This window comes from Streptoverticillium reticulum (assembly GCF_047456005.1).
GTDB lineage: Bacteria > Actinomycetota > Actinomycetes > Streptomycetales > Streptomycetaceae > Streptomyces > Streptomyces reticulum.
In genome coordinates this window covers 3,546,493-3,573,310 of the sequence record NZ_CP179755.1, presented here as the reverse complement: position 1 = coordinate 3,573,310, position 26,818 = coordinate 3,546,493, and the positions used below count along the sequence as shown (strand labels likewise).

Annotated in this window: 24 protein-coding genes, 1 pseudogene and 1 riboswitch; of the genes and pseudogenes, 12 read left to right on the top strand and 13 right to left on the bottom strand. The window is 72.1% G+C overall.

The window, feature by feature from the left end; all coding sequences use genetic code 11:
• Positions 1–268: 268 nt before the first annotated feature.
• Positions 269–2,032, top strand: coding sequence for a diguanylate cyclase CdgB (gene cdgB / locus ACMATS_RS16030; RefSeq protein WP_414168257.1), 1,764 nt, complete (start codon positions 269–271; stop codon positions 2,030–2,032).
• Between the two features lie 129 nt (positions 2,033–2,161).
• Positions 2,162–3,103, top strand: coding sequence for a CBM35 domain-containing protein (locus tag ACMATS_RS16025; RefSeq protein ID WP_390780365.1), 942 nt, complete (start codon positions 2,162–2,164; stop codon positions 3,101–3,103).
• A 136-nt stretch (positions 3,104–3,239) separates the two neighbouring features.
• On the opposite strand, the gene ACMATS_RS16020 is transcribed toward ACMATS_RS16025, so the two are convergent.
• The 5 genes from ACMATS_RS16020 to ACMATS_RS16000 all read right to left on the bottom strand — a co-directional run bounded on the left by ACMATS_RS16020 (position 3,240) and on the right by ACMATS_RS16000 (position 8,407).
• Positions 3,240–4,082 carry a class II fructose-bisphosphate aldolase gene (locus ACMATS_RS16020; RefSeq protein ID WP_414168256.1) on the bottom strand — a complete coding sequence of 281 codons (843 nt, stop codon included), beginning with the start codon at positions 4,080–4,082 and terminating at the stop codon, positions 3,240–3,242.
• A gap of 21 nt (positions 4,083–4,103) precedes the next feature.
• Positions 4,104–5,018 carry a 1-phosphofructokinase family hexose kinase gene (locus ACMATS_RS16015; RefSeq protein WP_414168255.1) on the bottom strand — a complete coding sequence of 305 codons (915 nt, stop codon included), beginning with the start codon at positions 5,016–5,018 and terminating at the stop codon, positions 4,104–4,106.
• Positions 5,019–5,127: 109 nt separating this feature from the next.
• Positions 5,128–6,288 (bottom strand): N-acetylglucosamine-6-phosphate deacetylase, encoded by a 1,161-nt coding sequence (gene nagA, locus ACMATS_RS16010; RefSeq protein ID WP_414168254.1) that lies wholly within the window; start codon positions 6,286–6,288, stop codon positions 5,128–5,130.
• Entirely contained in the window at positions 6,288–7,241 is a 954-nt protein-coding gene (locus tag ACMATS_RS16005; RefSeq protein WP_414168253.1) for an ROK family protein, read from the bottom strand. Before ACMATS_RS16005 ends, nagA begins: the two co-directional genes overlap by 1 nt.
• Before the next feature lie 269 nt (positions 7,242–7,510).
• Complete coding sequence (locus tag ACMATS_RS16000) at positions 7,511–8,407, bottom strand: SIS domain-containing protein (protein ID WP_414168252.1); 897 nt, start codon at positions 8,405–8,407, stop codon at positions 7,511–7,513.
• Positions 8,408–8,576: 169 nt separating this feature from the next.
• On the opposite strand from ACMATS_RS16000, the gene ACMATS_RS15995 reads away from it, so the two are divergent.
• From ACMATS_RS15995 to otsB, 3 genes are all read left to right on the top strand, one after another.
• Positions 8,577–9,854 (top strand): extracellular solute-binding protein, encoded by a 1,278-nt coding sequence (locus ACMATS_RS15995; RefSeq protein WP_390780372.1) that lies wholly within the window; start codon positions 8,577–8,579, stop codon positions 9,852–9,854.
• Between the two features lie 19 nt (positions 9,855–9,873).
• A complete protein-coding gene (locus ACMATS_RS15990; RefSeq protein WP_336416044.1) occupies positions 9,874–10,110 on the top strand; it encodes a DUF3263 domain-containing protein in 237 nt (78 codons plus the stop codon).
• 64 nt (positions 10,111–10,174) lie between these two features.
• Positions 10,175–11,035: a trehalose-phosphatase gene (otsB, locus tag ACMATS_RS15985; protein WP_414168251.1), complete on the top strand. Its 861-nt coding sequence runs from the start codon at positions 10,175–10,177 to the stop codon at positions 11,033–11,035.
• Positions 11,036–11,039: 4 nt separating this feature from the next.
• Here otsB and ACMATS_RS15980 read toward each other — a convergent pair whose 3' ends face one another.
• The 3 genes from ACMATS_RS15980 to ACMATS_RS15970 form a co-directional block, all read right to left on the bottom strand.
• On the bottom strand, positions 11,040–11,798 hold the full coding sequence (locus tag ACMATS_RS15980; protein ID WP_390780374.1) for a hypothetical protein: 759 nt from the start codon (positions 11,796–11,798) through the stop codon (positions 11,040–11,042).
• A 154-nt stretch (positions 11,799–11,952) separates the two neighbouring features.
• On the bottom strand, positions 11,953–13,443 hold the full coding sequence (locus ACMATS_RS15975) for an alpha,alpha-trehalose-phosphate synthase (UDP-forming) (RefSeq protein WP_390780375.1): 1,491 nt from the start codon (positions 13,441–13,443) through the stop codon (positions 11,953–11,955).
• Between the two features lie 42 nt (positions 13,444–13,485).
• A complete protein-coding gene (locus ACMATS_RS15970; protein ID WP_390780376.1) occupies positions 13,486–14,460 on the bottom strand; it encodes a glucosyl-3-phosphoglycerate synthase in 975 nt (324 codons plus the stop codon).
• Positions 14,461–14,634: 174 nt separating this feature from the next.
• A riboswitch (SAM riboswitch) is annotated at positions 14,635–14,775 on the top strand.
• Positions 14,776–14,792: 17 nt separating this feature from the next.
• Here ACMATS_RS15970 and thrC point away from each other — a divergent pair.
• The 4 genes from thrC (at position 14,793) to groL (ending at position 18,990) form a co-directional block, all read left to right on the top strand.
• The gene (thrC, locus tag ACMATS_RS15965) at positions 14,793–16,067 is read left to right on the top strand and encodes a threonine synthase (protein WP_390780377.1); all 1,275 of its coding nucleotides are present in this window, start codon (positions 14,793–14,795) and stop codon (positions 16,065–16,067) included.
• 54 nt (positions 16,068–16,121) lie between these two features.
• Complete coding sequence (locus tag ACMATS_RS15960; protein ID WP_390780378.1) at positions 16,122–16,397, top strand: MoaD/ThiS family protein; 276 nt, start codon at positions 16,122–16,124, stop codon at positions 16,395–16,397.
• 411 nt (positions 16,398–16,808) lie between these two features.
• Positions 16,809–17,012, top strand: coding sequence for a cold-shock protein (locus tag ACMATS_RS15955; protein WP_004954158.1), 204 nt, complete (start codon positions 16,809–16,811; stop codon positions 17,010–17,012).
• A 355-nt stretch (positions 17,013–17,367) separates the two neighbouring features.
• Positions 17,368–18,990: a chaperonin GroEL gene (gene groL, locus ACMATS_RS15950; RefSeq protein ID WP_171079049.1), complete on the top strand. Its 1,623-nt coding sequence runs from the start codon at positions 17,368–17,370 to the stop codon at positions 18,988–18,990.
• 98 nt (positions 18,991–19,088) lie between these two features.
• Here groL and ACMATS_RS15945 read toward each other — a convergent pair whose 3' ends face one another.
• From ACMATS_RS15945 to ACMATS_RS15935, 3 genes are read right to left on the bottom strand one after another with little or no spacing between them, the layout of a single operon-like run.
• Positions 19,089–20,525, bottom strand: a complete 1,437-nt coding sequence (locus tag ACMATS_RS15945) for a PTS transporter subunit EIIC (protein WP_414168250.1) — start codon at positions 20,523–20,525, stop codon at positions 19,089–19,091.
• Between the two features lies 1 nt (position 20,526).
• Positions 20,527–21,462: an N-acetylmuramic acid 6-phosphate etherase gene (murQ, locus tag ACMATS_RS15940; RefSeq protein WP_390780380.1), complete on the bottom strand. Its 936-nt coding sequence runs from the start codon at positions 21,460–21,462 to the stop codon at positions 20,527–20,529.
• 48 nt (positions 21,463–21,510) lie between these two features.
• Positions 21,511–22,428, bottom strand: coding sequence for a MurR/RpiR family transcriptional regulator (locus tag ACMATS_RS15935; protein WP_390780381.1), 918 nt, complete (start codon positions 22,426–22,428; stop codon positions 21,511–21,513).
• A 54-nt stretch (positions 22,429–22,482) separates the two neighbouring features.
• On the opposite strand from ACMATS_RS15935, the gene ACMATS_RS15930 reads away from it, so the two are divergent.
• Positions 22,483–22,854, top strand: coding sequence for a hypothetical protein (locus ACMATS_RS15930; RefSeq protein ID WP_390780382.1), 372 nt, complete (start codon positions 22,483–22,485; stop codon positions 22,852–22,854).
• Positions 22,827–23,123, top strand: coding sequence for a DUF4031 domain-containing protein (locus ACMATS_RS15925; protein ID WP_390780510.1), 297 nt, complete (start codon positions 22,827–22,829; stop codon positions 23,121–23,123). Before ACMATS_RS15930 ends, ACMATS_RS15925 begins: the two co-directional genes overlap by 28 nt.
• Here ACMATS_RS15925 and ACMATS_RS15920 read toward each other — a convergent pair.
• The gene (locus ACMATS_RS15920; protein ID WP_390780383.1) at positions 23,113–23,748 is read right to left on the bottom strand and encodes a hypothetical protein; all 636 of its coding nucleotides are present in this window, start codon (positions 23,746–23,748) and stop codon (positions 23,113–23,115) included. The genes ACMATS_RS15925 and ACMATS_RS15920 overlap by 11 nt on opposite strands.
• A 68-nt stretch (positions 23,749–23,816) precedes the next feature.
• Between ACMATS_RS15920 and ACMATS_RS15915 the strand changes: the two genes are divergently transcribed.
• Complete coding sequence (locus tag ACMATS_RS15915; protein ID WP_390780384.1) at positions 23,817–24,515, top strand: copper homeostasis protein CutC; 699 nt, start codon at positions 23,817–23,819, stop codon at positions 24,513–24,515.
• A gap of 226 nt (positions 24,516–24,741) precedes the next feature.
• Here the strand turns inward: ACMATS_RS15915 and ACMATS_RS15910 are convergent.
• Positions 24,742–26,756 (bottom strand): annotated as a pseudogene (locus tag ACMATS_RS15910) (HelD family protein).
• Positions 26,757–26,818: the final 62 nt, after the last annotated feature.

The window sequence follows — 26,818 nt, the reverse complement described above, 5'->3', positions numbered from 1 at the left end:
TGGGACCAGGCCCTGGGCCTAGGCCTGTGTCATGTTCCGTATCGTTCCCGCACGGCCGCGGATTTGCGTTCGTAAGGCGTTCGCGAGGCACAAGGAATCTCCGAACGCCAGTGCCCGGACGGCCCCCACGCTTGTGACATGAGTCACATGGAGCGGTAATTGTTGACCCTGTGTACCGAGCAGTCAGCTCGCTGTGATTCAGTGGCCGTGGTAAGCGGACGACAAAGAATCCTGGAGTTGCTGTTTAGGTCTCGGGGGAGAGCGAGCTATGGAGACCGAGTCGGAGCCATATGTCCGCCTGGCCACCTTGCGACAGGTGCATCAGGCAGTCGCGGAGCTGAACACCGCGCGCAGCCTCGCGGACACCTTGCAGACCGTCGCGGACGGCATCGTCACCGGGCTCGGGTACGAGCTCGCAGCCGTCAACCTCGTCCGGCCGGACGGGGATCTGGTGGTGGCCGCGGTGGCCGGAAGCGCCAGCGCAGAGGCGCTGATGTCGGGCCGCGTCGGCTCACGGGTGTCGTGGGAGCGGCGGCTCACCATGGGCGACCAGTGGGGCGATCTGCGGTTCATTCCTTACACGGAGGGGTGGGTCCTCGACGAGGACGACGTCCCCCAATGGCACACCGCCGGGCCCGCCCCGCGGTTCGCCGACGAGTGGCATCCCATGGACCGCCTCTTCGCCCCGATGTACACGACGGGGCCCTCCGGGGGCGAGCTCCTGGGCGTCATCTCGGTGGACAAGCCGCACAACGGGCGGCGCCCGGGCGCCTGGGGCCGCGAAGCGCTCCAGATGTACGCATCGCAATCCGCCATTGCGATCAGCAACGCTCGTCTACGCGCAAATATGCAACGCGCCCTGGTCCGGCTCGAGCGCGAGCAGCAGGCCCTGCGCGCCAGCGAGGAGAGCTTCCGGCAGGCCTTCGAGTACGCGCCCAGCGGCATGGCCATCGCCGAGCTCGGCGGCGACCAGCACGGGCGGCTGCACCGCACCAACGACGCACTGTGCCGGCTGCTCGGCCGCTCCGCCTCCCAGATGCGGCGGTACTCCTTCTCCGACCTCGTGCACCCCGAGGACATAGGCACCCTGCTCCGCACCTCCGCCGAGGGCGGCCGGGCCGAGCTGCGGCTGGCCCGGCGCGACGGCACGTACGTGTGGGTGTCGCTGCGCAACTCGGTCGTCGCCGACGCCGCGGACGGACCGCGCTTCCTGCTGACGCACGTCGAGGACATCGAGGAGCGCAAGCGGCACGAGCTGCAGCTCGCCCACCGCGCCAGCCACGACTCCCTGACCGGCCTGCCCAACAGCGCCGAACTGCGCGCCCGGCTCAGCGCCCGGCTGTGCGGGAGACCGCCGGGCAGCGAGACGCACGCCGCGGCGGACGTCGCGCCGTACGGCTGCCTCGACGGCTTCGCCGAGGTCGAGAGCGTCGCGCACACCGCACCGTACGGGCACGGCTTCGGCTCGGACACCGTGCCGGACTACGCGCCGGACTTCGCTCCCGACGAGTACGCGGACGGGGGCTACGCGCACGGCGGTTACGCCCACCATCACGATCACCACCACGTGCACACGTTCGCGCCGGACGAGGACGGCGGAGACGGCGGGGAGGGCGGCGACGGCGACGCCGACGCCAGGGGCCTGGCCGTCCTGTTCTGCGACCTCGACGGCTTCAAGGCGATCAACGACCGCTACGGGCACCACACCGGCGACGCCGTCCTCATCGAGGTCGCCCAGCGGCTGAGCAACGGGGTGCGCGAGGGCGACACCGTCGCCCGGCTCGGCGGCGACGAGTTCGTCGTCCTCGCGGACGGACTGGGGCCCGCGGACGCGGAGGACCTCGCGGTGCGGTTGCGCAATGCCATCATTCCGCCCATAAGGGTCGACGGGCGTGCGGTGCGTGTCGGAGCGAGCTTCGGCATCGGCTGGGCAGGCTGCGGGATGTCCGCCGACGAAGTGTTGCACTCCGCTGACCAGCGGATGTACATCGAGAAACGGTCCCGCGCCAAAGCCGGCCGCCGGGCAGGATAGGTGGCGCACGGCGTGATCCGGCCCGCTCGGGGTAGGCTGCGCCGATGCGGCGCAGCCGCCGAGCGTGTACGAGCGAGCGCGTGCAGAACGTGGGCGCCGATGGGCACACCATGTGGGGAGTGACAGGGGATGACGGCCGGCAACAACGGCAACGGCACCGGGGCGCCGGAGAACGACGACCCGTTCGGCTACCTCTACCGCTCTGAGGGCGGCGAGGGCACCACGGAAGCGCCTGCCGAGCGCCGGCCCGGGGTGCCCCGCACCTCGTACAACCAGGTACGCCCCGTCGGCTCACGCCAGTACGGCCAGCCCGCGGGCGCCCAGCGCCCGCAGCACCCGCACTACGCGGCCCCGGAGACCCTGCCGGGCGGGGCTGCGCCCCAGGCCCCGACGGGCCCTGCGGGGTACGCGGCGGGTCCGCCCGCTCCGGCACGGCCGAAGCGGCGGGGGCCGCTGATAGCGGCGATAGCGGTGGTCGCGGTGGTCGCGGGCGGCATCGGGGTGGCGATGCTGACGAACAACGACTCGTCGTCGAAGGACGACAAGCAGAACTCTGCCGGTGAGCAGAAGTCCGGCAAGGGCGACAAGTCGGGTGACGACTCGAAGAAGGCGAGCGACGAGCCCCAGAACCCGTCGGCAGCCGGGATATTGAAGCGTGACGCGGCGAGCCTGCGCCTCAGCGGCGGTGCCACGACCGCCAAGGACGTGCAGGGCGCCAAGGCCGACGGCGGAACGTACATCACCGGCATGAACAAGCCGGGTGCCGCGGTCGAGTGGAGCCTGGAAGTGCCGCAGGCCGGCGAGTACACCGTCTTCGTGGGGTACGGCGTGCCGGGCACGGACGCCAACTCGACGCTCACGGTCAACGGCCAGGCGAGCAGCCGACAGCTGAACATGAAGAACTTCGCCCAGGCGAAGAACGGCGAGTGGGACAAGGGCTGGACGCGTACGTTCGCCTGGATCGACCTCAACAAGGGGACGAACACCATCAAGGTGTCCTGCGAGCAGGGCAATCAGTGCAACTTCAACCTGGACCAGGTGTGGCTGAAGCCGGGGCATGTGAACGGTTAGTGGTGACCATGGTGAAGGGCCCGACCGGAGGTCGGGCCCTTCACCATGTACCAAGCGCTCCACGGGAAGTGCAGTGCGTCGACTGCGGGTTCGTCGTGGCTGGTCGCGCAGTTCCCCGCGCCCCTTTGGGGCGCGATCACACACTGCGCTTCGCCGAGCTGACCGCCCGTACGTAGTTCGCCACCGTTTCCGCCATGGCTTCCCGCGCCGGTGCGAGGTACCTGCGCGGGTCGGCCGTCGACGGGTGGGTCTCCAGGAAGGCGCGGACCGCCCCCGTGAAGGCCGTGTTGAGGGCCGTGCCCACGTTGATCTTTGTGATGCCTGCGGTGACCGCGCGGCGGAGTTCCTCGTCCGGGACGCCCGACGAGCCGTGGAGGACCAGGGGGACCGGGACCGCCTCGCGGAGTGCCGTGATCAGGGTGTGGTCGAGGGTGGCCGTGCGGGTCGTCATGGCGTGGGTGCTGCCTACCGCTACCGCCAGGGCGTCGATGCCCGTCTCCGTCGCGTAGGCCGCCGCCTCGGCGGGATCCGTGCGGACGCCGGGGGTGTGGGCGTCGCCCGCCTTGCCGCCGATGCGGCCCAGTTCGGCCTCCAGCCAGAGGTCGCGGTCGTGGGCCCAACGGGCCGCGGCGGCCGTTGACTTGACGTTGTCGGTGTACGGGAGATTCGACGCGTCGAACATGACCGAGCTGAAGTCGTGCGTGTGGGCGGCGTGGAGGAGGTCCGTGCTCTCGACGTGGTCGAGGTGCAGGGCGAGGCGCGCGGTCGACGCGCGGGCCACCGCCGCGGTGGCGGCGGCGATGGGGGCCAGCCGGTTGCCGTGGTACTTCACGGCGTTCTCGGAGATCTGGAGGATGGCGGGGGCGCCCGCCGCCTCGGCTCCCGCCGCGATGGCCTCGGCGTGTTCCACCGTGATGACGTTGAAGGCCGTTACGGCTCCGCCTGCGGTCATGAGGTCTGCGGTGCGGATGAGGGGCATTCGGTTCCCTTTCCGTTCTGGTCACGCCACTGTGACCCTGACCTTCGGCAGCAGCTCCTCGTACAGCGTCGCGTCGAACTCGCCCGCCACCGGGGCGCCGACCGTCGCCGCCGACAGCGCCACCGCCCTCGCCAGGCGGTCCGGCCAGGGGAGGTGCCAGGCCGAGAGGAGCCCGGCGACCGTCGCGTCGCCCGCGCCCGTCGGGTTGCCGCGGACGGGGCGCGGCGGGGTCGCGCGCCACGTGCCGTCGGGGGTGACGGCCACCATGCCGTCGGACCCCAGCGAAGCGGCCACCGCGTGGGCGCCGCGGCGGCGGGCGTCGCGGGCCGCCTCCAGGGGGGCCGTCGAGCCGGTCAGCGCGGCCAGTTCGGCCGCGTTCGGCTTGACCACGTCGGGGCGGGCGGCGATGCCGCGGCGGAGCGGTTCGCCGCTGGTGTCCAGCACCACCGGCACCTGGTGCGCCCGCGCCTGCCGCACCAGGTGCGCGTACGCCCCCACCGGCACTCCGGGCGGCAGGCTGCCGCACAGCGCGACCGCCTCCGCATCGGCCAGCAGGCGTACGTAGCGCTCCTCGAACGCGGCCCACTCCTCCTGAGTGACCTGCGGGCCCGCCTCGTTGAGCTGTGTCGTGTCGCCGGTCGACTCGTCGACGACGGCGACCGTGCGCCGGGTCGTCCCGGATATGGAGGCGAGGGCGTCGGTCACGCCGGGCGCGCTCTCCGCGAGGAGGCGCTGCAGGGTCTCGCCCGTCGCGCCGCCCACGAAGCCGGTCGCCACCGTGTCGTGGCCGAGCGCGGCCAGCACGCGCGCGACGTTCAGGCCCTTGCCGCCGGGCCGTTCGACGGCCCGGGTGACGCGGTGTTCGGTGTGCGGGAGCAGGCGCGGGACCCGGTAGGTCAGGTCGAGCGCGGCGTTGAGCGTGACCGTGAGGATCATCGGCGCCTCTCTCTCGCAACAGTGCGACATCGCGCGAGCGATCATGCCAAAACAGCGGCGGCAGGCCCAGTCCCCCGGGCCCGTCGCCGCTGTCGAAGTGGGGTGACAATCAGCGCACTTCGGGAGTGACCACCCAAGTGCCCTTGCGCATCACGCCCACGAGCTCGTACGCATCGTCGAACACGACCAGGTCCGCGTCCTTGCCCGGCTCCAGCGAGCCGACCCGGTCGGCAACGCCCAGCAGACGGGCGGGGTTTGCCGACAGGGCCTGCACCGCGGCCTCGACCGGGAGCCGGTCGATCGTCACCGCGCGCCGGAACGCGGTGTCCAGCGTCAGCGTCGAGCCCGCGATCGAGCCCGCCGTCGGGCCGTCGGCGATCCGGGCCACGCCGTCCTTGACCTCGACGCGCATCGGGCCGAGCGGGTACATGCCGTCGTTCATGCCCGCCGCGCCCATCGCGTCCGTGATGAACGCGACCCGCTCCGCGCCCGCCCGGGCGAACGCCAGCTCCAGGACGGACGGATGCAGGTGCGTACCGTCGTTGATCAGCTCGACGGTGACCCGCTCGTCCTCCAGCAGCGCGGCGATCGGGCCGGGCGCTCGGTGCAGCAGCGAGGGCATCGCGTTGAAGAGGTGCGTGGCGACGGTCGCGCCCGCGTCGATCGCCTCCAGCGTCGCCTCGTACGTGGAGTCCGTGTGGCCGACGGCCGCGATCACGCCCTGGTCGGCGAGCAGCCGGACGGAGTCCAGGCCGCCCGGCAGTTCGGGCGCGAGCGTCATCATCCGGGCCGCGCCGCGCGCCGCGTCGACGAGCTTGCGCACGTCCGTCGGGTCGGGATCGCGCAGCAGCTCCGGCTGGTGCGCGCCGCAGCGGTGCGGGGAGATGAACGGGCCCTCGAAGTGGATGCCCGCCAGGTCGCCCTGCTCGGTGAGCTCGGAGAGGACCGCGGCCTGCCGGGCCAGGTCGTCCAGGTCGCCGGTCACGGTCGACGCGACCATCGTGGTCGTGCCGTGCGCGCGGTGCGTGCGGATCGCGGTGAGCGCCTCCTCGGCGCTGCCCGCGGAGAAGGACGCGCCGCCGCCGCCGTGGACGTGGAGGTCCACGAAGCCGGGGACGATCCAGTGCCCGGACAGGTCGAGGGTCCGGTCGCCCGTGGCCCGCGGGGCGATCTCCGCGATGCGGTCGCCCTCGACCGCGAGGGCCGTCTGCTCCGCCACGCCCGTGGGCAGGACCAGCCTGGCTCCTGTGAGAACTGTGCGTTCGGCCATCAGGCGGATACCTCCGTGGCGTCCATGGCGTGCTGAGTGATGAGGTCCCAGGCGAGCAGGCCCGCGCCCAGGCAGCCGGCGGTGTCCCCGAGGGCCGCCGGAACGATGCGGGGGAGCTTCTGGAACGTGAGGCGCTCCGCGACCGCCGCACGCAGGGGTGCGAACAGCGTCTCCCCGGCCTCGGCCAGCCCGCCGCCGATGATCAGGGTGCCGGGGTCCAGCAGGGTGACGGCCATGACGAGGCCGTCCGCGAGGGCGTTCACGGCCTCGGCCCAGACCGCCGCCGCGCGGGGGTCGCCCGCGGCGACGGCCTTCGCGCAGTCCGCGGCGTCGGCCTGTGGGTCGCCGCCGACGCGGGCCCAGGCGCGGCTGACGGCGCTCGCCGAGGCGACGGTCTCCAGGCAGCCGCGCGCGCCGCAGCCGCACGGCTCGCCGCCGGGGCCGGGGCGGACGGCGACGTGGCCGATCTCGCCCGCGCAGCCGTTGGCGCCCTCCTCGACGCGGCCGTCGATGCCGATGGCTCCGGCGATGCCGGTGCCGAGCGGGACGAACAGGAAGCGGTCGGTGCCGCGGCCGGCGCCGATGCGGCCCTCGGCGAGGCCTCCGGTGCGCACGTCGTGCCCCAGGGCCACCGGGCCGCCGACGCGGTCGGCGAGGAGGGTGCGCAGCGGGACGTCGCGCCAGCCGAGGTTGGCGGCGTACACCGCAGTGCCGGTGGCGGTGTCGACGATGCCGGGCACCGCTATGCCGGTCGCTGCCGCCGGCTTGCCGTAGCGGCGCTCGCCGAGGTCGCGGAGCTCTGCCGCGAGGTCGAGGATGCCGGTCACGACTGCGTCGGGCCCCTGGTCGCGGCCGGTGGGCCGCCGGGTCTCGTGCAGCAGGGCGTGGTCCGCTCCGACGAGGGCCGCCTTGATGGCGGTGCCGCCCACGTCGAGCGCGATGACGTGTTTCACGGGGACAGTTTCGCGCGGCGGGGGGTGAAAGGTCTAGTCCACTCGGTCGTGGCGGCACGGTTTGTGCCCGCCCACCCGCCCGTTTGCCCGGCGCCAGGCCGGTGCCGGTGCGCCCCGTAAGGGGCGCGGGGAACTGCGCGACCAGCCCCCACCGACCTGCAGTCGACGCACCACCCCTGGGGGTCCGGGGCGCAGCCCCGGGGACGTCGACTGCGGGCGCGTAGTGGTTGCTCGCGCAGTTCCCCGCGCCCCTGACGGGGCGCCCTGGCTCACGGCGCCAGGATCACGCTCCGCGTCAGGTTCCGCGGCGCGTCCGGCGACAAGCCGCGCCGCTCCGCCACCGCCACCGCGAGCCGGTGGACGCGGACCAGGTCCGCCATCGGGTCACCGCCCCCGGCGGTGACCAGCGTGGCCCCGGTTGCCGTGACGTCCTCCGCCAGACCGGCCGGCAGCGGTCCGAACGCCCACACCACCCGTCCCGGCCGGGCGACGGCGATCGGTCCGTGGCGGTACTCCATCGCCGGGTACGCCTCCGTCCACGCCCCCGCCGCCTCCCGCATCTTCAGCGCCGCCTCCTGCGCCAGGCCGTACGTCCAGCCCGTTCCCAGGAACGTCCACTGCTCGGCCTCCAGGGCCGCCGCGGGCAACGCCGAGGCCACCGCCGTCTCCGCGTCGGCCGCGGCGGCGGTCATGTCCTCCCCGAGACCCGCGCGCAGATACGCCAGGGCCGTCGTCGCGAAGCGGGTCTGGACGACGGACTGCTCGTCCGCCCAGTCCAGGACCACGACCTCGTCCGCGGCGTCGCGCACCGGCGTCGCCGCGTCCGCCGTGATCGCCACCGTGGGTATCCGGCCGCGTACCGCGTCCAGTGCGCGCAGCACTTCCGTCGTCGTCCCGGAACGGGTGATTCCGACAAGACGGTCGTACCGTCGCCCGGCCGGGAACTCCGACGACGCGAACGCATCCGTCTCGCCCTGTCCGGAGGACTCCCGCAGAGCCGCGTACGCCTGTGCCATGAACCACGAAGTGCCGCATCCGGTCACGGCGATCCGTTCGCCGGGAGCCGGCGAAAAGGCGGGCCGTGCCGCGGCCCTGCGCCAGCAGTCCGGCTGTGTTGCCAGCTCAACGGCCGTACGGGAGGCGGGAGTAGAAGAGGACGGCGCCATGTGCTGCTCCTCCTTGCGGGGTGTGATCGCGGGGTTGATCAGGATGCGATCCTCGCGGAAGGGCGATACCGAAGCGAGACCCCGTCGAGCTAGACCGTAAGGTGGCGAGCGGGAGAGACTCGCGGTCTCCATCGAACACACACCATCCACACAAAGGTGGGAAGCAGTAGTGCAGCGGCGGCGGTTCTTGGGTCTGACGGCGGCGGGTGCCGCCACAGCGGCGCTGGCGCCCACGCTGACGGCGTGCGGCAGCTCGGGCCCCGGCGGGGACAAACACCTCAAGCTCGTCGCAGCGGACTACGGCGACAAAAAGGACAACAGCTCCAAGAAGTACTGGGATTCCCTCGCTCGCGACTACGAGTCGAAGAACAAGGGCATCAAGATCGACGTCGAGGTCTACAGCTGGACCGAGGTCGACAAGAAGGTCGCCGACATGGTCGCGGCCGGCAAGGCGCCCGACATCGCGCAGATCGGCGCCTACGCCGACTTCGCCGCCGCGGGCAAGCTCTACCCGGCCGACCAGCTGCTCTCCATACCCACGCAGGCGGACTTCATCTCCTCGATCTCCGCCGCGGGCGAGGTGCACCGGGTGCAGTACGGACTGCCGTTCGTCGCCAGTTCGCGCCTGCTCTTCTTCAACAAGAAGCTCTTCGCCAAGGCCGGTGTCACCAAGGCCCCCGAGAGCTGGGACGAGCTGCAGGCCGCTGCGATCAAGCTCAAGGCCGCGGGCGTGAAGATCCCTTACGGTCTGCCCCTCGGCCCCGAGGAGGCCCCGGCCGAGACCATGATGTGGATGCTCGCGGGCGGCGGCGGTTACACCGACAAGAACGGTTCCTACACGATCGACTCCGCCGAGAACGTCAAGGCCTTCGAGTGGCTGCGCGACGAGCTCGTCGGCAAGGACCTCGTCGGTCCGAACGACCCCGGGCGCACCAACCGGCAGGACCTCTTCGACGCCTTCGGGGCCGGCGACGTCGGCATGCTCAACGGCCACCCCACGCTGATCCAGCAGGCCAAGGCCAAGGGCCTCGACTTCGACATGACGCCGCTGCCGGGCATCAAGGGCAAGGCCCGCTCCACCATGGGCGTCGCCGACTGGATGATGGCGTTCAAGGCGAACAACAACCGTGACCGCATCGGTCCCTTCCTCGACTTCGTCTACGCACGCGACAACGTGCTGTCCTTCACCGGCCAGTACAACCTGCTGCCGGTGACCACCGCCGCGTCCAACGCGATGCACGAGGACCGTGCGCACGGCGAGCTCTGGCCGTTCCTGGAGCAGCTCCAGGACGCCTCGTTCTACCCCGCCGACAAGGTCTCCTGGGCCAAGGTGAGCGTGGCGATCAAGGAGAAGATCGGCGCGGTCGTCCGCAAGGGCGGCGACCCGGCCTCGGTCCTGTCCGAGATCCAGCGTCTGGCGGACGCCACGGAGAACGCGGACGGCTAGGACGGCTAGGTTGGAGACCGTGGACGAAGCGCAGGGGCTCTCCGAGCAGGACCGGGCCGTGCTCGCCATCGAGCGGGCCGCCTGGGCCGGCCCGGGTGCCAAGGAGCGTGCCGTGCGGGAGCGGCTGGGGATCACCCCGGCCCGCTACTACCAGCTGGTCAACGCCCTCATCGACGATCCGCGGGCGCTCGCGCACGACCCGGTGACCGTCAACCGCCTGCGACGGCTGCGGGACGCCCGGCGCGAGCGGCGCTGAACCGCGCGCACGAGGCGCGTCAACGGCCCTCCCCGGAGGCGGGCGCACCGGTAGGGTCGGCCGTATGGGCAGCCATCCCTTCCCGGATCCTGTGACGTCCGCCGGCCGCGACGGCCTGGCCGCACTGCTGGCACGGCCCGAACGGGCGGTCGTCGCGCTCGACTTCGACGGCACGCTCGCACCGATCGTGCCGGACCCCGAACGGGCCCGCGCCCACCCCGGGGCCGTGCCGGCCCTCGCCCGGCTCGCCCCGCACCTGGGCTCGGTCGCCGTGATCACCGGGCGCCCGGCCGGGGTCGCCGTCCGCTACGGCGGCTTCGCCGGCGTCCCCGGCCTGGACCACCTCGTCGTCCTCGGCCACTACGGCGCCGAGCGCTGGGACGCCGTGACCGGCACCGTGCACGCCCCCGCCCCGCACCCCGGCGTCGCGGCCGTCCAGGCCGAGCTCCCCGGGGTGCTCGACCGCTCCGGCGCCTGGCGGGGCACCTGGATCGAGACGGCGCACATCGAGAACAAGGGCGGCCGCGCCGTCGCCGTCCACACCCGCCGCGCCCCCGACCCGCAGGCCGCCTTCGAGGCGCTGCGCGCCCCGCTCGCCGAACTGGCCGAGCGGCACGGCCTGATCGTCGAACCGGGCCGCCTGGTGCTGGAACTCCGCCCGCCCGGCGTGGACAAGGGCGTCGCCCTCGCCGACTACGTCCGCGAGACGGGCGCCGGGTCCGTGCTCTACGCCGGCGACGACCTCGGCGACCTCGCCGCCTTCGCAGCCGTCGAGAAGCTGCGGGCGGAAGGGGTGCCGGGGACGCTCGTGTGCAGCGGGAGCAGCGAGGTCACGGAACTCGCCGGGCGCGCCGACCTGGTGGTCGACGGGCCCGGCGGGGTCGTGGAACTGCTGACGGCGCTCGCGGAGCGGCTGGGGTCCTGACCGGCTACTCGCCGCCGTCCGCGTCCTTGGTCTCCTTCGCGCCCTTCGCGGGCGACTTGCCGTCGTCCTTGATGCCGAGGGTGTTCAGCGCCGTCGTCCAGTCGTGCGCTATGGCCTGCTGGGCCTTCACCAGGTCCGTCTTGCCCGAGCAGATCGCGGTCTTGAGCTTGGTCTCGACCACGTCCTTGGGGTTGTTCGGGCCCGCGCCGTCCTTGTGTCCCGGGGACGGCGGCTCGACCCACAGGTTGCGCGGGTCGTTGGGGTCGCCGCCGAGCTGGAGGCTGATGAGGTGGTCGTACTCGGAGTCGCGCGGCGAGCCCTTGTAGCCGTACGACTCGGCGTTGGCCGTCTTCTCCTTGCCGGTGACGCTCACCGGAGGCCGGATCGTCGCGGTGTAACCGCTCTTGCAGATCGTCTCCTTGAGGGTCGCCTGGGTGACCTTCGGATTGGTCGCGCCCGGCGTGCACTTGGGGTCGGGGAGCGGCTGCTTGTCGGCGGTGTACTGGTAGTGACAGGTGCCGGGGGCGGGCTGCTTCTGGACGGTGTACGAGGTCTGGGGGCCGGCGCCGGTGGGGATGGCGGCCGTCCCTCCGGGGGCTGCGGAGCCGGGGGCTGCGGAGCCGCTGCTGCCGGATTCCGCCGGGGCGGAGGGCGAACCCTTGGCGTCGGACTTCTTGGAGTCGGAGGACGAGCAGCCGGTGGCCGTGAGGACCAGGGCTGCGGCGGCCGCGGCAAGTGCGGCCCAGCGTGGGGCGATTGACATGGGTGCATGTCTACCCTGGCCCCTGCGGGGGGCACACCGGGGGTTGCGGTGCGCGGGCGTGCCCCGGCGTGCGTGGTTCTTCGGGTGCGGGTGCGTCGTGGTTGCTCGCGCAGTTCCTCCCCCAGCTACCGCTGGGAGGTGCCCCCAGCGCCCCTTACGGGGCTTGCAACGCCCTCAACTGGTCCATGAACCACCGTGCCGGCGGCAACGCCGTGGCCGCCGCTGCCAAGCGCTTCGTGCGTTCCGCGCGCTCGCCCGTGTCCATCAGCAGGGCCTCGTGCAGGGCCCGCGCCGTCGCCTCCACGTCGTACGGGTTCACCAGCAGCGCCTCGTCGCCCAGCTCGGCCGCCGCGCCCGCCTCGCGGGAGAGGACCAGGGCGCAGCCGTGCTCGGAGACCACCGGGACCTCCTTCGCGACCAGGTTCATGCCGTCGCGGATGGGGTTCACCAGGGCCACGTCCGCCAGGCGGTACGCGGCCAGCGACCGGGCGAAGTCGTCCTTCACATGGAGGGCCACCGGCTGCCAGTCCTCCTTCCCGAAGGCCGAGTTGATCTCGCGCGCGACGCGTTCGACCTCGGCCGTGTAGTCGCGGTAGACCGCCAGGTCCTGGCGGGAGGGGTAGGCGAAGGCGATGTGGACCACCCGGCCGCGCCACTGCGGGCGCTCCTCCAGCAGGCGGCGGTAGGCGCGCAGGCCGCGGACGATGTTCTTGGACAGCTCCGTGCGGTCGACGCGCACGATCGTCTTGCGGCCGGGGCCGATCTGCTCGCGCAGGGCCGCCATCCGCTCCTCGACGTCCGGGCGGTGCGCGCGCTCGCGCAGGAAGTCCGCGTCCGCGCCCAGGCCGTGCACCCCCAGCCGGGTCGTACGGCCCTCGAAGCGCACCGCCGTGGCCGTGCCCTCCGCCGATCTCAGCACCTCCGCGCCGAGCACGGCCGCGCAGCACGCGGCGAAGGCCTCGGCCCAGCGGGCGGTGAGGAAGGCGGCGCGGTCGCCGCCGAGGATGCCGCGCAGGACCTGCTCGGCCACGTCGTCCGGCAGCAGCCGGTAGTAGTCCGGCGGGGCCCACGGCGTGTGCGAGAAGTGGCCGATGCGCAGGTCGGGTCGCCGGTCGCGGAGCATCCCGGGGACCAGGGTCAGGTGGTAGTCCTGGACGAGCACGCAGGCGCCGTCCGCCGCCTCCTCGGCGAGGGCGTCGGCGAAGGCCGCGTTGTACGTCTCGTAGGCCGCCCACTGGGAGCGGAACTCCAGGTCGAAGACGGGCTCCAGCGGCGTCTGGTAGAGCAGGTGGTGGACGAACCACAGCACCGAGTTGGCCACGCCGTTGTACGCGGCGGCGAAGGTGCCCGGCGGGATGTCCAGCATCCGCACCGGGTGGCCCCCGGTGTCGCCCGGGTCGAGTCTTCGGCCCGCGCGGCGCACCGCCTCCCGGTCGCCCTCGCCGAGCGCCGCGCACACCCAGACGGCCCCGCCGTCGCCGTCCCCCTGCTGCCCGATCGCGCTCAGGCCCGAGACGAGGCCGCCGCCGCCCCGGCCCGCGGCCAGCGAGCCGTCCGCCTGCAGCGCGTAGGAGACCGGGCCGCGGTTGGAGGCGACCACGATCTGCGCGGGCGGCATGTGCAAGTGCATGTGCTCAGCGACCATGACCGCAGCCTTGCCGTCCGGCGAACCGCTCAAACGTACGCCCTAAGCGGCCCGCCGCCGTACGTACTCCGGTATCTCCGCCATGGGAGGCCGCTCCTCCGTGTCCACCGGGAACGTCCTGGGGACGAAGCCGTCCGCGGTGCGCTCGAACTGGGTGAGCGCGGGCCGCACCAGGTGGCCGCGGGCCAGCCGCAGCTGGGCGGTGCGGTAGATCGCGGCGGCCATCCGGCCCAGGGCCTGCTCGTCCTGGTGGCGGTGCTTGCGTACGCCCACGTCCACCTGGGCCAGCGCGTCCAGGCCCACGGTGTGCAGCGCGTCCACCAGCAGGCCCAGCTCCACGCCGTAGCCGACGGGGAACGGCAGCCGCTCCAGCAGCGAGCGGCGCGCCGCGTACTCGCCGCCCAGGGGCTGGACGACCCCGGCCAGCTGCGGCCAGTGCAGGTTCAGCAGCGGGCGGGCCACCAGCTCGGTCACCCGGCCGCCGAGGCCCGGCGTCCCGCCGGGGGCGGGCGAATCAAACTCAGTGCCGAGCGGGCGGTCGTACATCGCCTTGACGAACTGCACGTCCGGGTCGGTCAGCAGCGGGCCCACGATCCCGGACACGAACGAGGCGGAGAAGTCCCGCAGGTCGGCGTCCACGAAGCAGACCACGTCGCCGCTGGTGACGAGCAGCGACCGCCACAGCACCTCGCCCTTGCCGGGCAGCGCGGGCAGCCGCGGCAGCACCGTGTCGCGGTGCACCACCCGGGCCCCGGCCGCGGCCGCCACCTCGCCGGTGCGGTCCGTGGAGCCCGAGTCGAGCACCACGAGCTCGTCGACCAGGGGCACCGCCTCCGTCATCAGCTCCGCACGGATCGCGGTGACGATGGCGCCGACCGTCGCCTCCTCGTTCAGCGCCGGCAGCACCACGCTGACCGTGGTCCCGGTCTCGCGTTTGGCGGCGAGCAGCTGGTCGAGCGGACGGTCTGCTGCGGTCCAGGAGCGGCGGTCCAGCCAGCGCTCCACCTCTTCCAGCACGTGTACGACTCCTTGTGTGTCCGGTGCGTCGTGCGCGAGATGTGATGCATCTCGCGGTTCGGACGGCCCTCTCACGGCCCCGCCCCTTCCGTTACAGTCTTGAACAACGCGAACGGCCCTCGCATGTCGGGGTCGCCCCGCGCACAAATGCCTGGGCCATGCCCAGCGCCATACCGCTCATCCAGAGGGGCAGAGGGACACGGCCCGTTGAAGCCCCGGCAACCCTCCAGCCGGTCTTGCTCATGCAGCGAGGCTCCCGGCGGGGAAGGTGCCAATTCCGTCTCGTGGCGAGGTTCGCCGCGGGGAAGATGAGGAGAAAGGGCCTCGCCTCCATGGCTGTGCAAGCCGTTGAAAGTGCTACCACCCGTCCGGTGTTCGGTCCCGCCGTCGCACTGTCCTGCCGAGAGTGCGGCGAGCGCGTCCCGCTCGGTCCCGTCTTCGCCTGTGCCGTGTGCTTCGGCCCGCTCGAAGTGGCCTACGACCTCGCGGCCGACGACCCCGAGGCGCTGCGCCGCCGGATCGAGGCCGGCCCGCCGAACATCTGGCGCTACGCCCCGCTGCTTCCCGTACCCGAGGACGTGGCGGACAGCCCGAACCTGGGCCCCGGCTTCACCCGGCTCGTCCAGGCGGACAACCTCGCACGCGAACTGGGCGTGACCGGCGGCCTGTTCGTCAAGGACGACTCCGGCAACCCGACGCACTCCTTCAAGGACCGCGTCGTCGCGATCGCCGTCGAGGCGGCGCGGGCGTTCGGCTTCACGACGCTCTCGTGCTCGTCCACCGGCAACCTGGCCGGCGCGGTGGGCGCCGCGGCGGCCCGCGCGGGCTTCCGCTCCTGCGTGTTCATCCCGCACGACCTGGAGGCCGGCAAGGTCGTCATGGCCGCGGTCTACGGCGGCGACCTCGTCGGCATCGAGGGCACCTACGACGACGTGAACCGCTTCTGCTCCGAGCTGATCGGCGACCCGATCGGCGAGGGCTGGGGCTTCGTCAACGTCAACCTGCGCCCGTACTACGGGGAGGGCTCGAAGACCCTCGCCTACGAGATCTGCGAGCAGCTGGGGTGGCGGGTGCCGGACCAGATCGTGGTGCCGGTCGCGTCCGGCTCGCAGCTGACGAAGATCGACAAGGGGCTGAAGGAGCTCATCGCCCTGGGCCTCGTCGAGGACCGGCCCTACCGGATCTTCGGCGCCCAGGCGGCCGGGTGCTCACCGGTCTCGCAGGCCTTCAAGGGCGGCCACGACGTGGTGCGGCCGGTGAAGCCGGACACGATCGCGAAGTCGCTCGCGATCGGGAACCCGGCGGACGGGCCGTACGTGCTGGACATCGCCCGGCGGACGGGCGGGGCCGTCGAGGACGTGACCGACGGGGAAGTGGTCGACGCGATCCGGCTGTTGGCACGGACGGAGGGGATCTTCGCGGAGACGGCGGGCGGGGTGACGGTCGGGGTGACCCGGAAGCTGATCGAGAACGGGCAGCTGGATCCCGACCTCACGACGGTCGTCCTCAACACGGGGGACGGGCTGAAGACGCTGGATGCGGTGGCGGCCGGTCCGACGGCCGTGATCCGGCCGAGCCTGGACGCGTTCCGCGCTGCGGGCCTCTGACGGGGCGCCCTCCCACCCGATTACCCCGAACCCCAGCGAGAAAGGCGTACTCCCATGTCCGTCACCGTCCGCATCCCCACCATCCTGCGCACCTACACCTCCGGCCAGGCCGAAGTGGAAGCCGCCGGGGCCACCCTTGCCGAGGTCATTGCCGACCTCGAAGCGCGGCACACCGGTATCGCCGCCCGTGTGCTCGACGACAGCGGCCGGCTGCGCCGGTTCGTCAACGTCTATGTCAACGACGACGACGTCCGCTTCGAGCAGGGGCTCGAAACGCCCACCCCGGACGGCTCCGCCGTCTCCGTGATTCCCGCCGTTGCGGGGGGCTGACCTTTACACAGGGTTGCTGCGCAATGCCCCGGAATCGCTCCGCCCGTAAAACGGACGGGGCGATTCCGTCTGTTGAAGCGCGATAGAGTTGAGGCGTTCCCCCTCCGGTGTCACTGCCGAACGCATATGAGAACCCGTCAAGTTGTGCGCGAAACGCGTGCACGAATTGTCGGGTTGGTTGGGTTTTGCCCGGCCCGGCTTGCCCGATAATCCCCGCGATTCAGCGGTTATTTCCGATCGGCCACGCCCGGAATTCTCGTCCGAGTGACCTGTTGCAGACGGCATCCGTGCAGATACATTCAGCCGCGGTCGACGCGTTCCGGCGCACACCCCCACCTGTCAGGGGGTGAGGTCTGACCCGGGCCCGCGAAGTGCGGTCCTGTGCAAGGGCCAGTAATAGGGGAGTTAGGCATGGCTCAGGGCACCGTCAAGTGGTTCAACGCGGAGAAGGGGTACGGCTTCATCGCGGTCGACGGTGGTGCGGATGTATTCGTCCACTACAGCGCGATCCAGATGGACGGTTACCGCACCCTCGAGGAGGGTCAGCGGGTCGAGTTCGAGATCTCGCAGGGCCAGAAGGGTCCGCAGGCGGACATGGTCAAGGTGACGGCCTGACGGTCGCGCGTCGGTCACCCGGCTCAATCGGCTTGCCGAGGGGGTCCGCACTCTCCGGAGTGCGGGCCCCCTCGTGCATGCGCGCTCGTGCGTGTGGGTAGCGGTCATACACGCCTGCGCCCTCCCGTCACCCGACCACCACCCCTCACTGACACCCCTTCGGGGCGACCTTGCACTCTCGGGGGTCGAGTGCTAATCATTGGGCTAGCACTCTCCGGGTGAGAGTGACAGATTTGGACCGTCGGTGAGGTCCGCGGGCCAAGCGGGGCAAGGAACCGTGAGGCACGCAGGCCGTCCGTCGCGGGCGCCTGTGCGGTCCGGAGCAATCCACCCCGTCCTGGGAGGACCACTTCACATGGCCAAGATCATCGCGTTCGACGAGGAGGCACGGCGCGGTCTCGAGCGCGGGATGAACCAGCTCGCCGACGCCGTCAAGGTCACCCTCGGCCCCAAGGGCCGCAACGTCGTCCTCGAGAAGAAGTGGGGCGCCCCCACGATCACCAACGATGGTGTCTCCATCGCCAAGGAGATCGAGCTCGAGGACCCGTACGAGAAGATCGGCGCCGAGCTGGTCAAGGAGGTCGCGAAGAAGACGGACGACGTCGCCGGTGACGGCACGACGACCGCGACCGTCCTCGCCCAGGCGCTCGTCCGCGAGGGTCTGCGCAACGTGGCCGCCGGTGCCAACCCGATGGCCCTGAAGCGCGGCATCGAGAAGGCCGTCGAGGCCGTCTCCGGTGCGCTGCTCGACCAGGCCAAGGAGGTGGAGACCAAGGAGCAGATCGCCTCCACCGCCTCCATCTCGGCCGCCGACACCCAGATCGGCGAGCTCATCGCCGAGGCCATGGACAAGGTCGGCAAGGAAGGCGTCATCACCGTCGAGGAGTCGCAGACCTTCGGTCTGGAGCTCGAGCTCACCGAGGGCATGCGCTTCGACAAGGGCTACATCTCGGCGTACTTCGCCACCGACATGGAGCGTATGGAGGCCTCCCTCGAGGACCCGTACATCCTGATCGTCAACTCGAAGATCTCCTCGGTCAAGGACCTGCTCCCGCTGCTGGAGAAGGTCATGCAGTCGGGCAAGCCGCTGCTGATCATCGCCGAGGACGTCGAGGGCGAGGCCCTGTCGACCCTGGTGGTCAACAAGATCCGCGGCACCTTCAAGTCCGTCGCCGTCAAGGCCCCGGGCTTCGGCGACCGCCGCAAGGCCATGCTCGGCGACATCGCCATCCTCACCGGTGGCACGGTCATCTCCGAGGAGGTCGGCCTCAAGCTGGAGAACGCCGGTCTCGACCTGCTCGGCCGCGCCCGCAAGGTCGTCATCACCAAGGACGAGACGACCATCGTCGACGGTGCCGGTGACAGCGACCAGGTCCAGGGCCGCGTCAACCAGATCCGCGCCGAGATCGAGAACAGCGACTCCGACTACGACCGCGAGAAGCTGCAGGAGCGCCTGGCGAAGCTGGCCGGCGGCGTGGCCGTCATCAAGGCCGGTGCCGCCACCGAGGTGGAGCTCAAGGAGCGCAAGCACCGCATCGAGGACGCCGTCCGCAACGCGAAGGCCGCCGTCGAGGAGGGCATCGTCGCCGGTGGTGGCGTGGCCCTGCTGCAGGCCTCCTCGGTCTTCGAGAAGCTGGACCTGGAGGGCGACGAGGCCACCGGTGCCAACGCCGTCAAGCTGGCCCTGGAGGCCCCGCTGAAGCAGATCGCCGTCAACGGTGGTCTCGAGGGCGGCGTCGTCGTGGAGAAGGTCCGCAACCTGGCCGTCGGCCACGGCCTGAACGCCGCGACCGGCGAGTACGTGGACATGATCGCCGAGGGCATCATCGACCCGGCCAAGGTCACCCGCTCCGCGCTGCAGAACGCCGCCTCCATCGCGGCGCTGTTCCTCACCACCGAGGCCGTCATCGCCGACAAGCCGGAGAAGGCCGCTGCGGCCGCTCCGGGCGGCATGCCGGGCGGTGACATGGACTTCTGAGCTGAATCCTCCTGACGCGCCCTCGACACTGTTCGGCCGTAGCCGGCCTCACAGGCTTCGGGACGCTGCACCGGACTCCGTCCGGTGACCGGGAGCAGCTACAGTCCAGCAGAAGGCGGTACCCCCTGCTCAGGGGGTACCGCCTTCGGGCGTTCCGGCCGAGGCTGAGCCGCCCTCGGCGTATTCAGTTCCGCGAGTGCCTCGCGGCTCAGGCCGAAGACGTACGTGGCCGCGAAACCCGTCGCGTACCCCACCAGCAGTCCCGTGCCGTAGACCGCCACTGCCTCGGCCGGGCCGTGGCTGCCCTTCAGCAGGGGGAACAGGGCCCAGCCGGACGGGCCGATGGCCGTTGCGCCGACCGTGCTGCCCAACTGGCCGAGCAGGCCCACGAAACCGCCGCCGAACGCGCCGCCCACGCAGGCCGTGACGAACGGGCGGCCCAGGGGCAGCGACACCCCGTAGATCAGCGGCTCCCCGATGCCCACGAGCCCCGCGGGCAGCGCCGACCTGATGGTGCTGCGCACCCGGCCGTTGCGCGCCAGCCGGACGTAGAGCGCGAGCGCCGCCCCGACCTGGCCCGCGCCCGCCATGGCGAGGAGGGGCAGCAGGACCGTCGAGCCCTGCTCCGCGATCAGCGTGGTGTGCACCGGGATCAGCGCCTGGTGCAGGCCCAGCATCACCAGCGGCAGGAACAGCCCGCCCAGCACGAAGCCCGCCGCGGCGCCGCCGTCCGCCAGCAGCACGTGCGTGAACCGGCCGATCGCGGCGGAGACTTCACCGGCCGCGTACATCAGCCCGTAGAGCGTCACCAGCCCGGGCAGCAGGACCGTGAGCGCCGGGGTGAGCAGCACGTCCAGCGCCGAGGGCAGCACCCTGCGACACGTCTTCTCCACCCGCACCGCCAGCAGCGCCGCGCCCATGGCACCCAGGACCCCGCCCTGGCCCGGTGCGAGCGTCAGGCCGAAGGCGTGCACGTGCGTCACGCCCGGGTGGACGACGACGGCCGCCACCGCCCCGCCCAGCACGGGGGTGCCGCCGAACTCCCGTGCCGTGCCGTGCCCGACGAAGACCGCAAGCAGTGCCATGAACCCGCCCGCGACGGCCGACAGGGCCGGTACGAGCGTGGGCAGCAGGTGCAGGTCGGCCAGCACCCCGGCCAGGCCGGCGACCAGGCCGCAGCCGATGAGGGCGGGAACGAGCGGGATGAAGATCTGGCCGATGCGGCGCAGGAAGGTCTTGAACGGCGTGGCGTTGCGGGCCTGTTGAGCCGCCTTGAGGGCGGCGCCGCGGGTGGCGAGGGGGTCGAGCAGCCGTTCCAGCTCCGCGGTCACCCGGGCCACGGTGCCCGGGCCCAGGACGACCTGGAGGGCGTCGGCGTCCTCGACGAGCCCCAAAACTCCTGTCAAGGCGCGCAGTTCACCGTCCCGTACCGAGGTCCGGTCGTGCAGCTCGACCCGCAGACGGGTCATGCAGGCGGCGACGGAACGGATGTTGCCGGGCCCGCCGAGAAGAGGGAGGAGGTCGGTGGCGTCCATGTCAGCCCCGGGCCGTGTCCAGGGCCGCGCGCAGATGGCCGTCCGACTCCTGCAGCAGCCGGGCGGCCGTGGGGCCGTCGACGCCGCCGAGGAGGACGAGGATCGCGTTCTTCACCTCGCCGTCCGTCGCGTGCAGGGCCTGCTCGATCTCCGCGTCCGCGGCGCCCGTGGCGAGCGCGACGATGCGGCGCGAGCGGGCGTGCAGCTTCTCGTTGGAGGCGCGGACGTCGACCATCAGGTTTCCGTAGGTCTTGCCGAGGCGGATCATGGTGATCGTCGAGAGCATGTTGAGGACGAGCTTCTGTGCCGTGCCGGCCTTCAACCGGGTGGAGCCGGTGAGGAGTTCGGGCCCGACGACGACCTCGATCGGATGCTCGGCGGCGGCGCCCAGTGCGGAACGGGCGTTGCAGGAGAGCCCGATGGTGAGCGCGCCGGCGGCGCGGGCGTGGGCGACGGCGCCGACCGCGTAGGGCGTGCGGCCGGATGCGGAGATCCCGACGACGGTGTCGCCGGCGCCGATGCCGAGCCGGTCCAGGTCGTCCGCCGCCAGTTCCGCACGGTCCTCCGCTCCTTCGACGGCCGTCACCAGGGCGTCGGGTCCGCCCGCGACGAGGCCGACGACCCGGGCCGGGTCGGTGTTGAAGGTGGGCGGGCACTCGCTGGCGTCCAGCACCCCGAGCCGGCCCGCCGTGCCGGCGCCGGCGTAGACGAGCCGTCCGCCGCGGGCCATCCGGGCGGCGGTCGCGTCGATGGCCGCGGCGATCTCCGGGAGCCGCTCGGCGACGGCGGCCGCGACGCCGGCGTCCTCGGCGTTCATGATCTTCGCGATGGCGTCGGTCGGCAGCCGGTCGATCTCCGCGAGATCGGGGCGGAACGCCTCGGTCGTGAGCGATGCCAGCTGGGCGCGCAGGGCGGCGGAAGCGGCGGGCGACGTCATGATGAGGAGGCTCTTTTCCTGGGGGGTTCCTGTCAGGGGTTCCGATGGTCAGCGGGGGACGGTCCGGGGGGAGTGGCGGTGGGCCAGGGCCTCGTACGAGGCGGACAGGGCCGGTGCCGCGGCGTCGTACGTGCGCTGGGCGACGCCGATGAACAGGCAGTCCACCACGAGGAGCTGGCTGGTGCGGCTCGACATGGCCGCGGGGCGCAGCTCGCTCTCCCGTGCGGAGGACGTGGTGAGCACGTGATCGGCGTACTGGGCGATCTCGCCCTGCGGGCGGCCGGTGACGGCGACGGTGGTGGCGCCGTTCTCGAAGGCGACCCGCAGCGGCTCGATCACGTCGGTGGTGCGGCCCGAGTGGGTGATCGCGACGGCGACGTCGCCGGAGCGCAGCTGCACGGCGTTGGTGACGGCCAGATGGGGATCCGCGGGGGCGTGTGCGATCAGCCCGATGCGCAGCAGTTTCTGCACCAGGTCCTGGCCGACGAGGTTGGAGGCGCCTATCCCGTACACGTCGATGCGGCGGGCGGCGGCGAGGGCGGCCACCGCGGACTCCAGCTGGGCGGTGTCCAGGCCGGCCGCGGTGTCGGCCAGGCAGCGGGTCTCCTCCTGGGCGAGCTTGGCGACGACGCTCGCCATCGGGTCGTCCACCGCGATGTCGGCGGTGACGGCCGGGGCGCGGCCCGCGGCCTGATCGGCGGCCAGGGCGGCGAGGGCGAGCCGCAGGTCACGGTAGCCGGGATAGCCGAGCAGCCGGGCGGTGCGCACGACGGTGGCCTCGCTGGTGCCGGTGCGCTCGGCCAGGCCGGTGACGGTGAGGGCGGCGGCCGCCGCGGGATCGGCGGCCAGCGCCTCCGCCACGCGCTGCATGGAGCGGGTCATGGAGGGGATCAGGGTCCGGACCTTGGCCGCGAGAGCACCGGGCGAAGGCGTCCGTGGGGCAGTTTCCTTCACATTCCGGTCCACTTTTCGAAAGCTATTTTCGAGTCGGCGCGCAGTCAACCCTCCCGCTCCCGGACAATGGCACTCATGGAGCTCGAACAGGCACTGCACACGGCGCGGGCGCTCGTCCTCGCGGACCTGGCGGCGGGGGACGTGGCCGAGGCGGACGTCGTCTCGCTCGTGGAGGATGCGGTGGCGCAGCGCCGCTGGTGGGTCGAGCAGTGGCCGGAGGGCGCGGAGTTCCTGCCCGGGCTCGTGGCCCAGGACGTCCAGGACGCACTCCTGGACAAGTACGGCCGCTGGCCGCTGTGCCCGGTGTGCACGGAGTCGGGCGACCTGCACGCGCTGGAGGTCGAGCCGGAGCTGGGCCCGGACCCGCACTGGGCGTGCACCAAGCAGGCGGTGCTCGTGGCCCCTGTGGGATCGCTGAACTCGGTGCGGCGGCGGTAGTGCTGTACATCGACCCGCCCAACTGGCCGGGGCACGGCCGGATGTGGTCCCACCTCGTGAGCGACGTCAGCTTCGAGGAGCTGCACGCCTTCGCGGCACGCCTGGGGATGCCGCCGAGGGCGTTCGACGGCGATCACTACGACGTGCCGGAGGGGACGTACCCGGAGGCGGTGCGGCTGGGCGCGATCGAGGTGAGCAGCAAGGAACTGGTGAGCAGGATGACGGGAGCGGGCCTGAGGCGCCGCAAGCATCCGCCGCTCACAGGGTGAGCAGGTCGAGCTCCCCGCGGAGATTGTGCCGGGCGGTCCGCTCCCACCGCTCGTGCCCGAGCGGGGTGCGGAAGAGCACGGGAAGATCCAGCAACTCCCGGAGCACGGCGGCACGCCCCGCCCGGAAATCCGCATCCGGCACGAAGCCGTACTCCTGCCGCACCTCGGCGGCATAGGCGGCATAGGCGGAGGGCGGCCCGCCGAGCACGGCCAGGTCCGCATCGCAGAGCACTTCGCCGTTGCGGTCGCCGGGGGCGGGATCGTGCGTGACGGTGAGCCGCACAAGACGCACGACTTCGGCCGTACGGGCATCGTCAACACCCAACTCGGCCAGCGCCAGCCCGGCAAGATGTGCACTGCGCTCTTCGTTCTCGGACCGGTCGGGCCGGTAGACGACGTCGTGGAACCAGGCGGCGAGCCGGACGGTGTCGATGTCGTCGGCGTACTCGGCGAGATCGTCAAGGTGCCGCAGCACCGCGTCGAGATGAGCGACGGTGTGGTAATGCCGCTGTGGCTCGCCCCAACGGGCGAGAAGATCGTCGGCGTACGGCCCGGGGTCGGGCCCGACCCCACCCCGCACACGGTCCACGGTCTGCACCCACTGGTCACGCAGCTCGCCGCTCATGGGCCAATTGTGGGCCACGCGGGAGGCCTGCTTCCGGTGCACGTGCCGAATGTGGCAGGCTTGCGTACATGTCTAGACCAATTCTTGAGGTGATCGCGCTCGACGCCGGGGACGCGGTGGCGGCGCAGGCCGGCGGGGCGGACCGCCTCGAACTGGTCACCGACATGGCTGCGGACGGCCTGACCCCGCCCCCGGCCACGTTCGCGGCCGTACGGGCCGCGGTGGACATCCCGGTGAGGGTGATGCTCCGCGCGTCGGACGGCTTCTCGGCCGGCGGCGCGGGGGCGCTGGAGGCGCTCTGCGCGGACGCGCGGGCGCTGCGCGCCGAGGGGGCGGAGGAGTTCGTCCTCGGCTTCCTGACGGACGACGGCCGGGCCGACCTGGCGGCGGTGGCCGCCCTGGTGGACGCGATCGGCCCGAGGGCCCGGTGGACGTTCCACCGGGCGGTGGACCGCGCGGCGGACCGCGACGCGGTGCGCAAGCAGCTGGCCGACCAGCCGGGGCTGGACACGTACCTGACCGCCGGGTCGGCGTCGGGTGTGGACGACGGCCTGACGACGCTCGTAGCGGAGGCGGCCCGCGGAAACGACCCGGGGTACGAACCGCAGATCATGGCCGGGGGCGGCCTCAAGCTCAAGCACGTACCCGTGCTGAGGGCGGCGGGGGTCGCCGCCTTCCACATCGGCAGCGCGGCCCGCCCGGCCGGGTGGGCTTCGCCCGTGGACGCGGGGGCGGTGCGGGTCTGGCGCGAGGCCGTCTCCGGCTGACCGCCGGTGGGTGGTTGCACGCGCCTCCGGCGCGTGAGTACGCCCTCCCGTCCACCCGTAAAGGACACGCCATGGGCGAGGTTTCTCGTGGGGGCGGGCTGCCGTCGGCGTCGTACGGACGTGAGGGGGCGGGGCGGGAGCGGGGTGGACCCTGGAGAGGGACGTAAAGACTTTTTGTGGCGATGGTTCGGGGCACCCTCACGCGGAACGGACCGTCACAAAAAGTTCAGTCCCCGGAAGGGTCCGCCCCGCTCCCGCCCCGCCCCCGACCCAGCGCCACCGGCAACGGTTCCGCGTGGATCACGGTCAGCCCGGAGACCGCACGCGTCAGTGCGACGTACAACCGCCGCAGCCCGGTCCGCTCATCCGGCTCACCGGCCACCACCGCGGCAGGCTCGTCCAGAACCACGTAGTCGTACTCCAGCCCCTTGGCCAGCGACGCCGGCACCAACGTCAGCCGCGCCTCAGCACTCGTCTCCTCACCCGGGGCGAGGTAGGCCAACCCCGCCTCGTCCAGCAACACCCCCAGCGCAGCGATCCGCGCATCCGCCGCAATCAGCCCGATCGACCCCTCCCGCCGCAGCGCGGCCCCGCACGCCGCCACCACCGCCGCGTCCAGCTCCGCCGCCGGAACCTCCCGCACCGCGAAGTCCCCCGCGGCCTCCCGCACCGACGTCGCCTCCGACAGCTCCGGCGCGATCGACGGCAGCAGCCGCGACGCGTACGCGATGACCTCCCGAGGCACCCGGAACCCCTGCGTCAACTCCTCGACAACAGCTTCGGGCTTCCCCAGATGAACCAGCGCCTCACCCCAACTAGGAGTGGCCCAGGGCGTAGTCCCCTGTGCGATGTCCCCCAGCACGGTCGCGGACCCGGTCGTGCAGCGTCGCCCGACGGCCCGGTACTGCATGGGCGAAAGATCCTGGGCCTCATCAAGCACCACGTGCCCGAGCGAAGCCGTCCGCGCCACAAGATCAGCGGCCTCATCGACCAACACGGCATCAGCGGCAGACCACTTGGCAGTCTTCACACTCCGCGCGGGCTTGGCCCAAAGAACAAGCGCCTGCTCCTCCTCCGTCAGCAAGCCCTCCGCATGCTCCGCAAGGAACCCCGCATCGGACAGCAGCTGCAGCACCAGCTTCGCCGGATCCACCACCGGCCACAGCTCCTTGACGGCGGCCTTGACCGCCGCGTTCCGCGCGACCGCGTCCTGCACCCGGTCGTCGGGCGCCTCGCCCGCGGCCTCCATGCGCAGCAGCACCGCGTGGGCGATCCGCTGCGGCAGGGCCTCCCGCGCGGCGCCGTAACGGATGTCGCGGTCCAGGAGCTCCCGCACCATCTCCTCGACCTCGTAGGCGGGGACCCGCCACCGTCGCGACCCGCGCACGACCACGACGGGCTCGACGGGCATCGTCACCCCGGCCCGCACGGCGCGCCGCAGAACTTCCGCCATGCGCGCATCGCCCTTGACGAGCGCGCCGCGGCGGAGTCGACGCCCCGCACCTCGACGCGCCCGCCGACGAGGTCGTCAACGGTGGCCTGTCCCACGTTCAACTCGCCGAGGGCGGGGAGCACTTGCTCGATGTACTGCAGGAACGACCGGTTGGGCCCGATGACCAGGGTCCCGGTCCGCGCCAGCCGCTCACGATGTGCGTACAACAGATAGGCGACCCGGTGCAGCCCGACGGCCGTCTTCCCGGTGCCGGGGGCGCCCTGCACGCACACGGTGCCGCCGATGCCGGCGCGCACGATCTCGTCCTGCTCGGGCTGGATGGTGGCGACGATGTCGCGCATGGGGCCGACGCGCGGCCGCTCGATCTCGGCCTGGAGCAGCTTGCTCGCGCTGCCGTCCCCCGCCGCGTCGGTCAGGTCCTCGTCCTCGTAGGCGGTCAACTCGCCGCCGGTGTAGCCGAAGCGGCGCCGCAGGCGCACGTCCATCGGCTCCTTCTTCGAGGCCCGGTAGAACGGCTGGGACACGGGTGCGCGCCAGTCGATGACCATGGGGTCGCCGTCGGCGTCGTGCACGTGCCGCCGCCCGATGTAGAACTGCTCCCCTTCCGCGCCCTCGGCGCGGTCCGCACCGGGGGCGTGCAGATAGTCGAGGCGGCCGAAGAACAGCGGCGTGTCGGCGAGGTCGGCGAGCGCGGTGATGCGGTCCTCGATCTGGCGCTCAAGGACGGCGGCGTTGACCCAGTTCGCGGTGACGTCCTTGATGTCGAGCGCTTCGACGTCGGCCCGCATGGCCCGCAATGCCGAGCGGGACGAGGCGAGATGGGTCCGCTCGCGCTCCAGAGGATCGACGG

Excerpts from the sequence above, each read along its gene's own strand:
- murQ (WP_390780380.1), bottom strand. The coding sequence starts at position 21,462 with ATGACGTCGCCCGCCGCTTCCGCCGCCCTGCGCGCCCAGCTGGCATCG.
- otsB (WP_414168251.1), top strand. The coding sequence starts at position 10,175 with ATGGGCAGCCATCCCTTCCCGGATCCTGTGACGTCCGCCGGCCGCGAC.
- ACMATS_RS16000 (WP_414168252.1), bottom strand. The coding sequence starts at position 8,407 with ATGGCGCCGTCCTCTTCTACTCCCGCCTCCCGTACGGCCGTTGAGCTG.
- ACMATS_RS15980 (WP_390780374.1), bottom strand. The coding sequence starts at position 11,798 with ATGTCAATCGCCCCACGCTGGGCCGCACTTGCCGCGGCCGCCGCAGCC.
- ACMATS_RS15960 (WP_390780378.1), top strand. The coding sequence starts at position 16,122 with ATGTCCGTCACCGTCCGCATCCCCACCATCCTGCGCACCTACACCTCC.
- ACMATS_RS16015 (WP_414168255.1), bottom strand. The coding sequence starts at position 5,018 with ATGATCCTCACGGTCACGCTCAACGCCGCGCTCGACCTGACCTACCGG.
- ACMATS_RS15945 (WP_414168250.1), bottom strand. The coding sequence starts at position 20,525 with ATGGACGCCACCGACCTCCTCCCTCTTCTCGGCGGGCCCGGCAACATC.
- ACMATS_RS15915 (WP_390780384.1), top strand. The coding sequence starts at position 23,817 with ATGTCTAGACCAATTCTTGAGGTGATCGCGCTCGACGCCGGGGACGCG.
- ACMATS_RS16025 (WP_390780365.1), top strand. The coding sequence starts at position 2,162 with ATGACGGCCGGCAACAACGGCAACGGCACCGGGGCGCCGGAGAACGAC.
- ACMATS_RS15920 (WP_390780383.1), bottom strand. The coding sequence starts at position 23,748 with ATGAGCGGCGAGCTGCGTGACCAGTGGGTGCAGACCGTGGACCGTGTG.
- groL (WP_171079049.1), top strand. The coding sequence starts at position 17,368 with ATGGCCAAGATCATCGCGTTCGACGAGGAGGCACGGCGCGGTCTCGAG.
- cdgB (WP_414168257.1), top strand. The coding sequence starts at position 269 with ATGGAGACCGAGTCGGAGCCATATGTCCGCCTGGCCACCTTGCGACAG.
- thrC (WP_390780377.1), top strand. The coding sequence starts at position 14,793 with ATGGCTGTGCAAGCCGTTGAAAGTGCTACCACCCGTCCGGTGTTCGGT.
- ACMATS_RS15955 (WP_004954158.1), top strand. The coding sequence starts at position 16,809 with ATGGCTCAGGGCACCGTCAAGTGGTTCAACGCGGAGAAGGGGTACGGC.
- ACMATS_RS16020 (WP_414168256.1), bottom strand. The coding sequence starts at position 4,082 with ATGCCCCTCATCCGCACCGCAGACCTCATGACCGCAGGCGGAGCCGTA.
- ACMATS_RS15930 (WP_390780382.1), top strand. The coding sequence starts at position 22,483 with ATGGCACTCATGGAGCTCGAACAGGCACTGCACACGGCGCGGGCGCTC.
- ACMATS_RS15975 (WP_390780375.1), bottom strand. The coding sequence starts at position 13,443 with ATGGTCGCTGAGCACATGCACTTGCACATGCCGCCCGCGCAGATCGTG.
- nagA (WP_414168254.1), bottom strand. The coding sequence starts at position 6,288 with ATGGCCGAACGCACAGTTCTCACAGGAGCCAGGCTGGTCCTGCCCACG.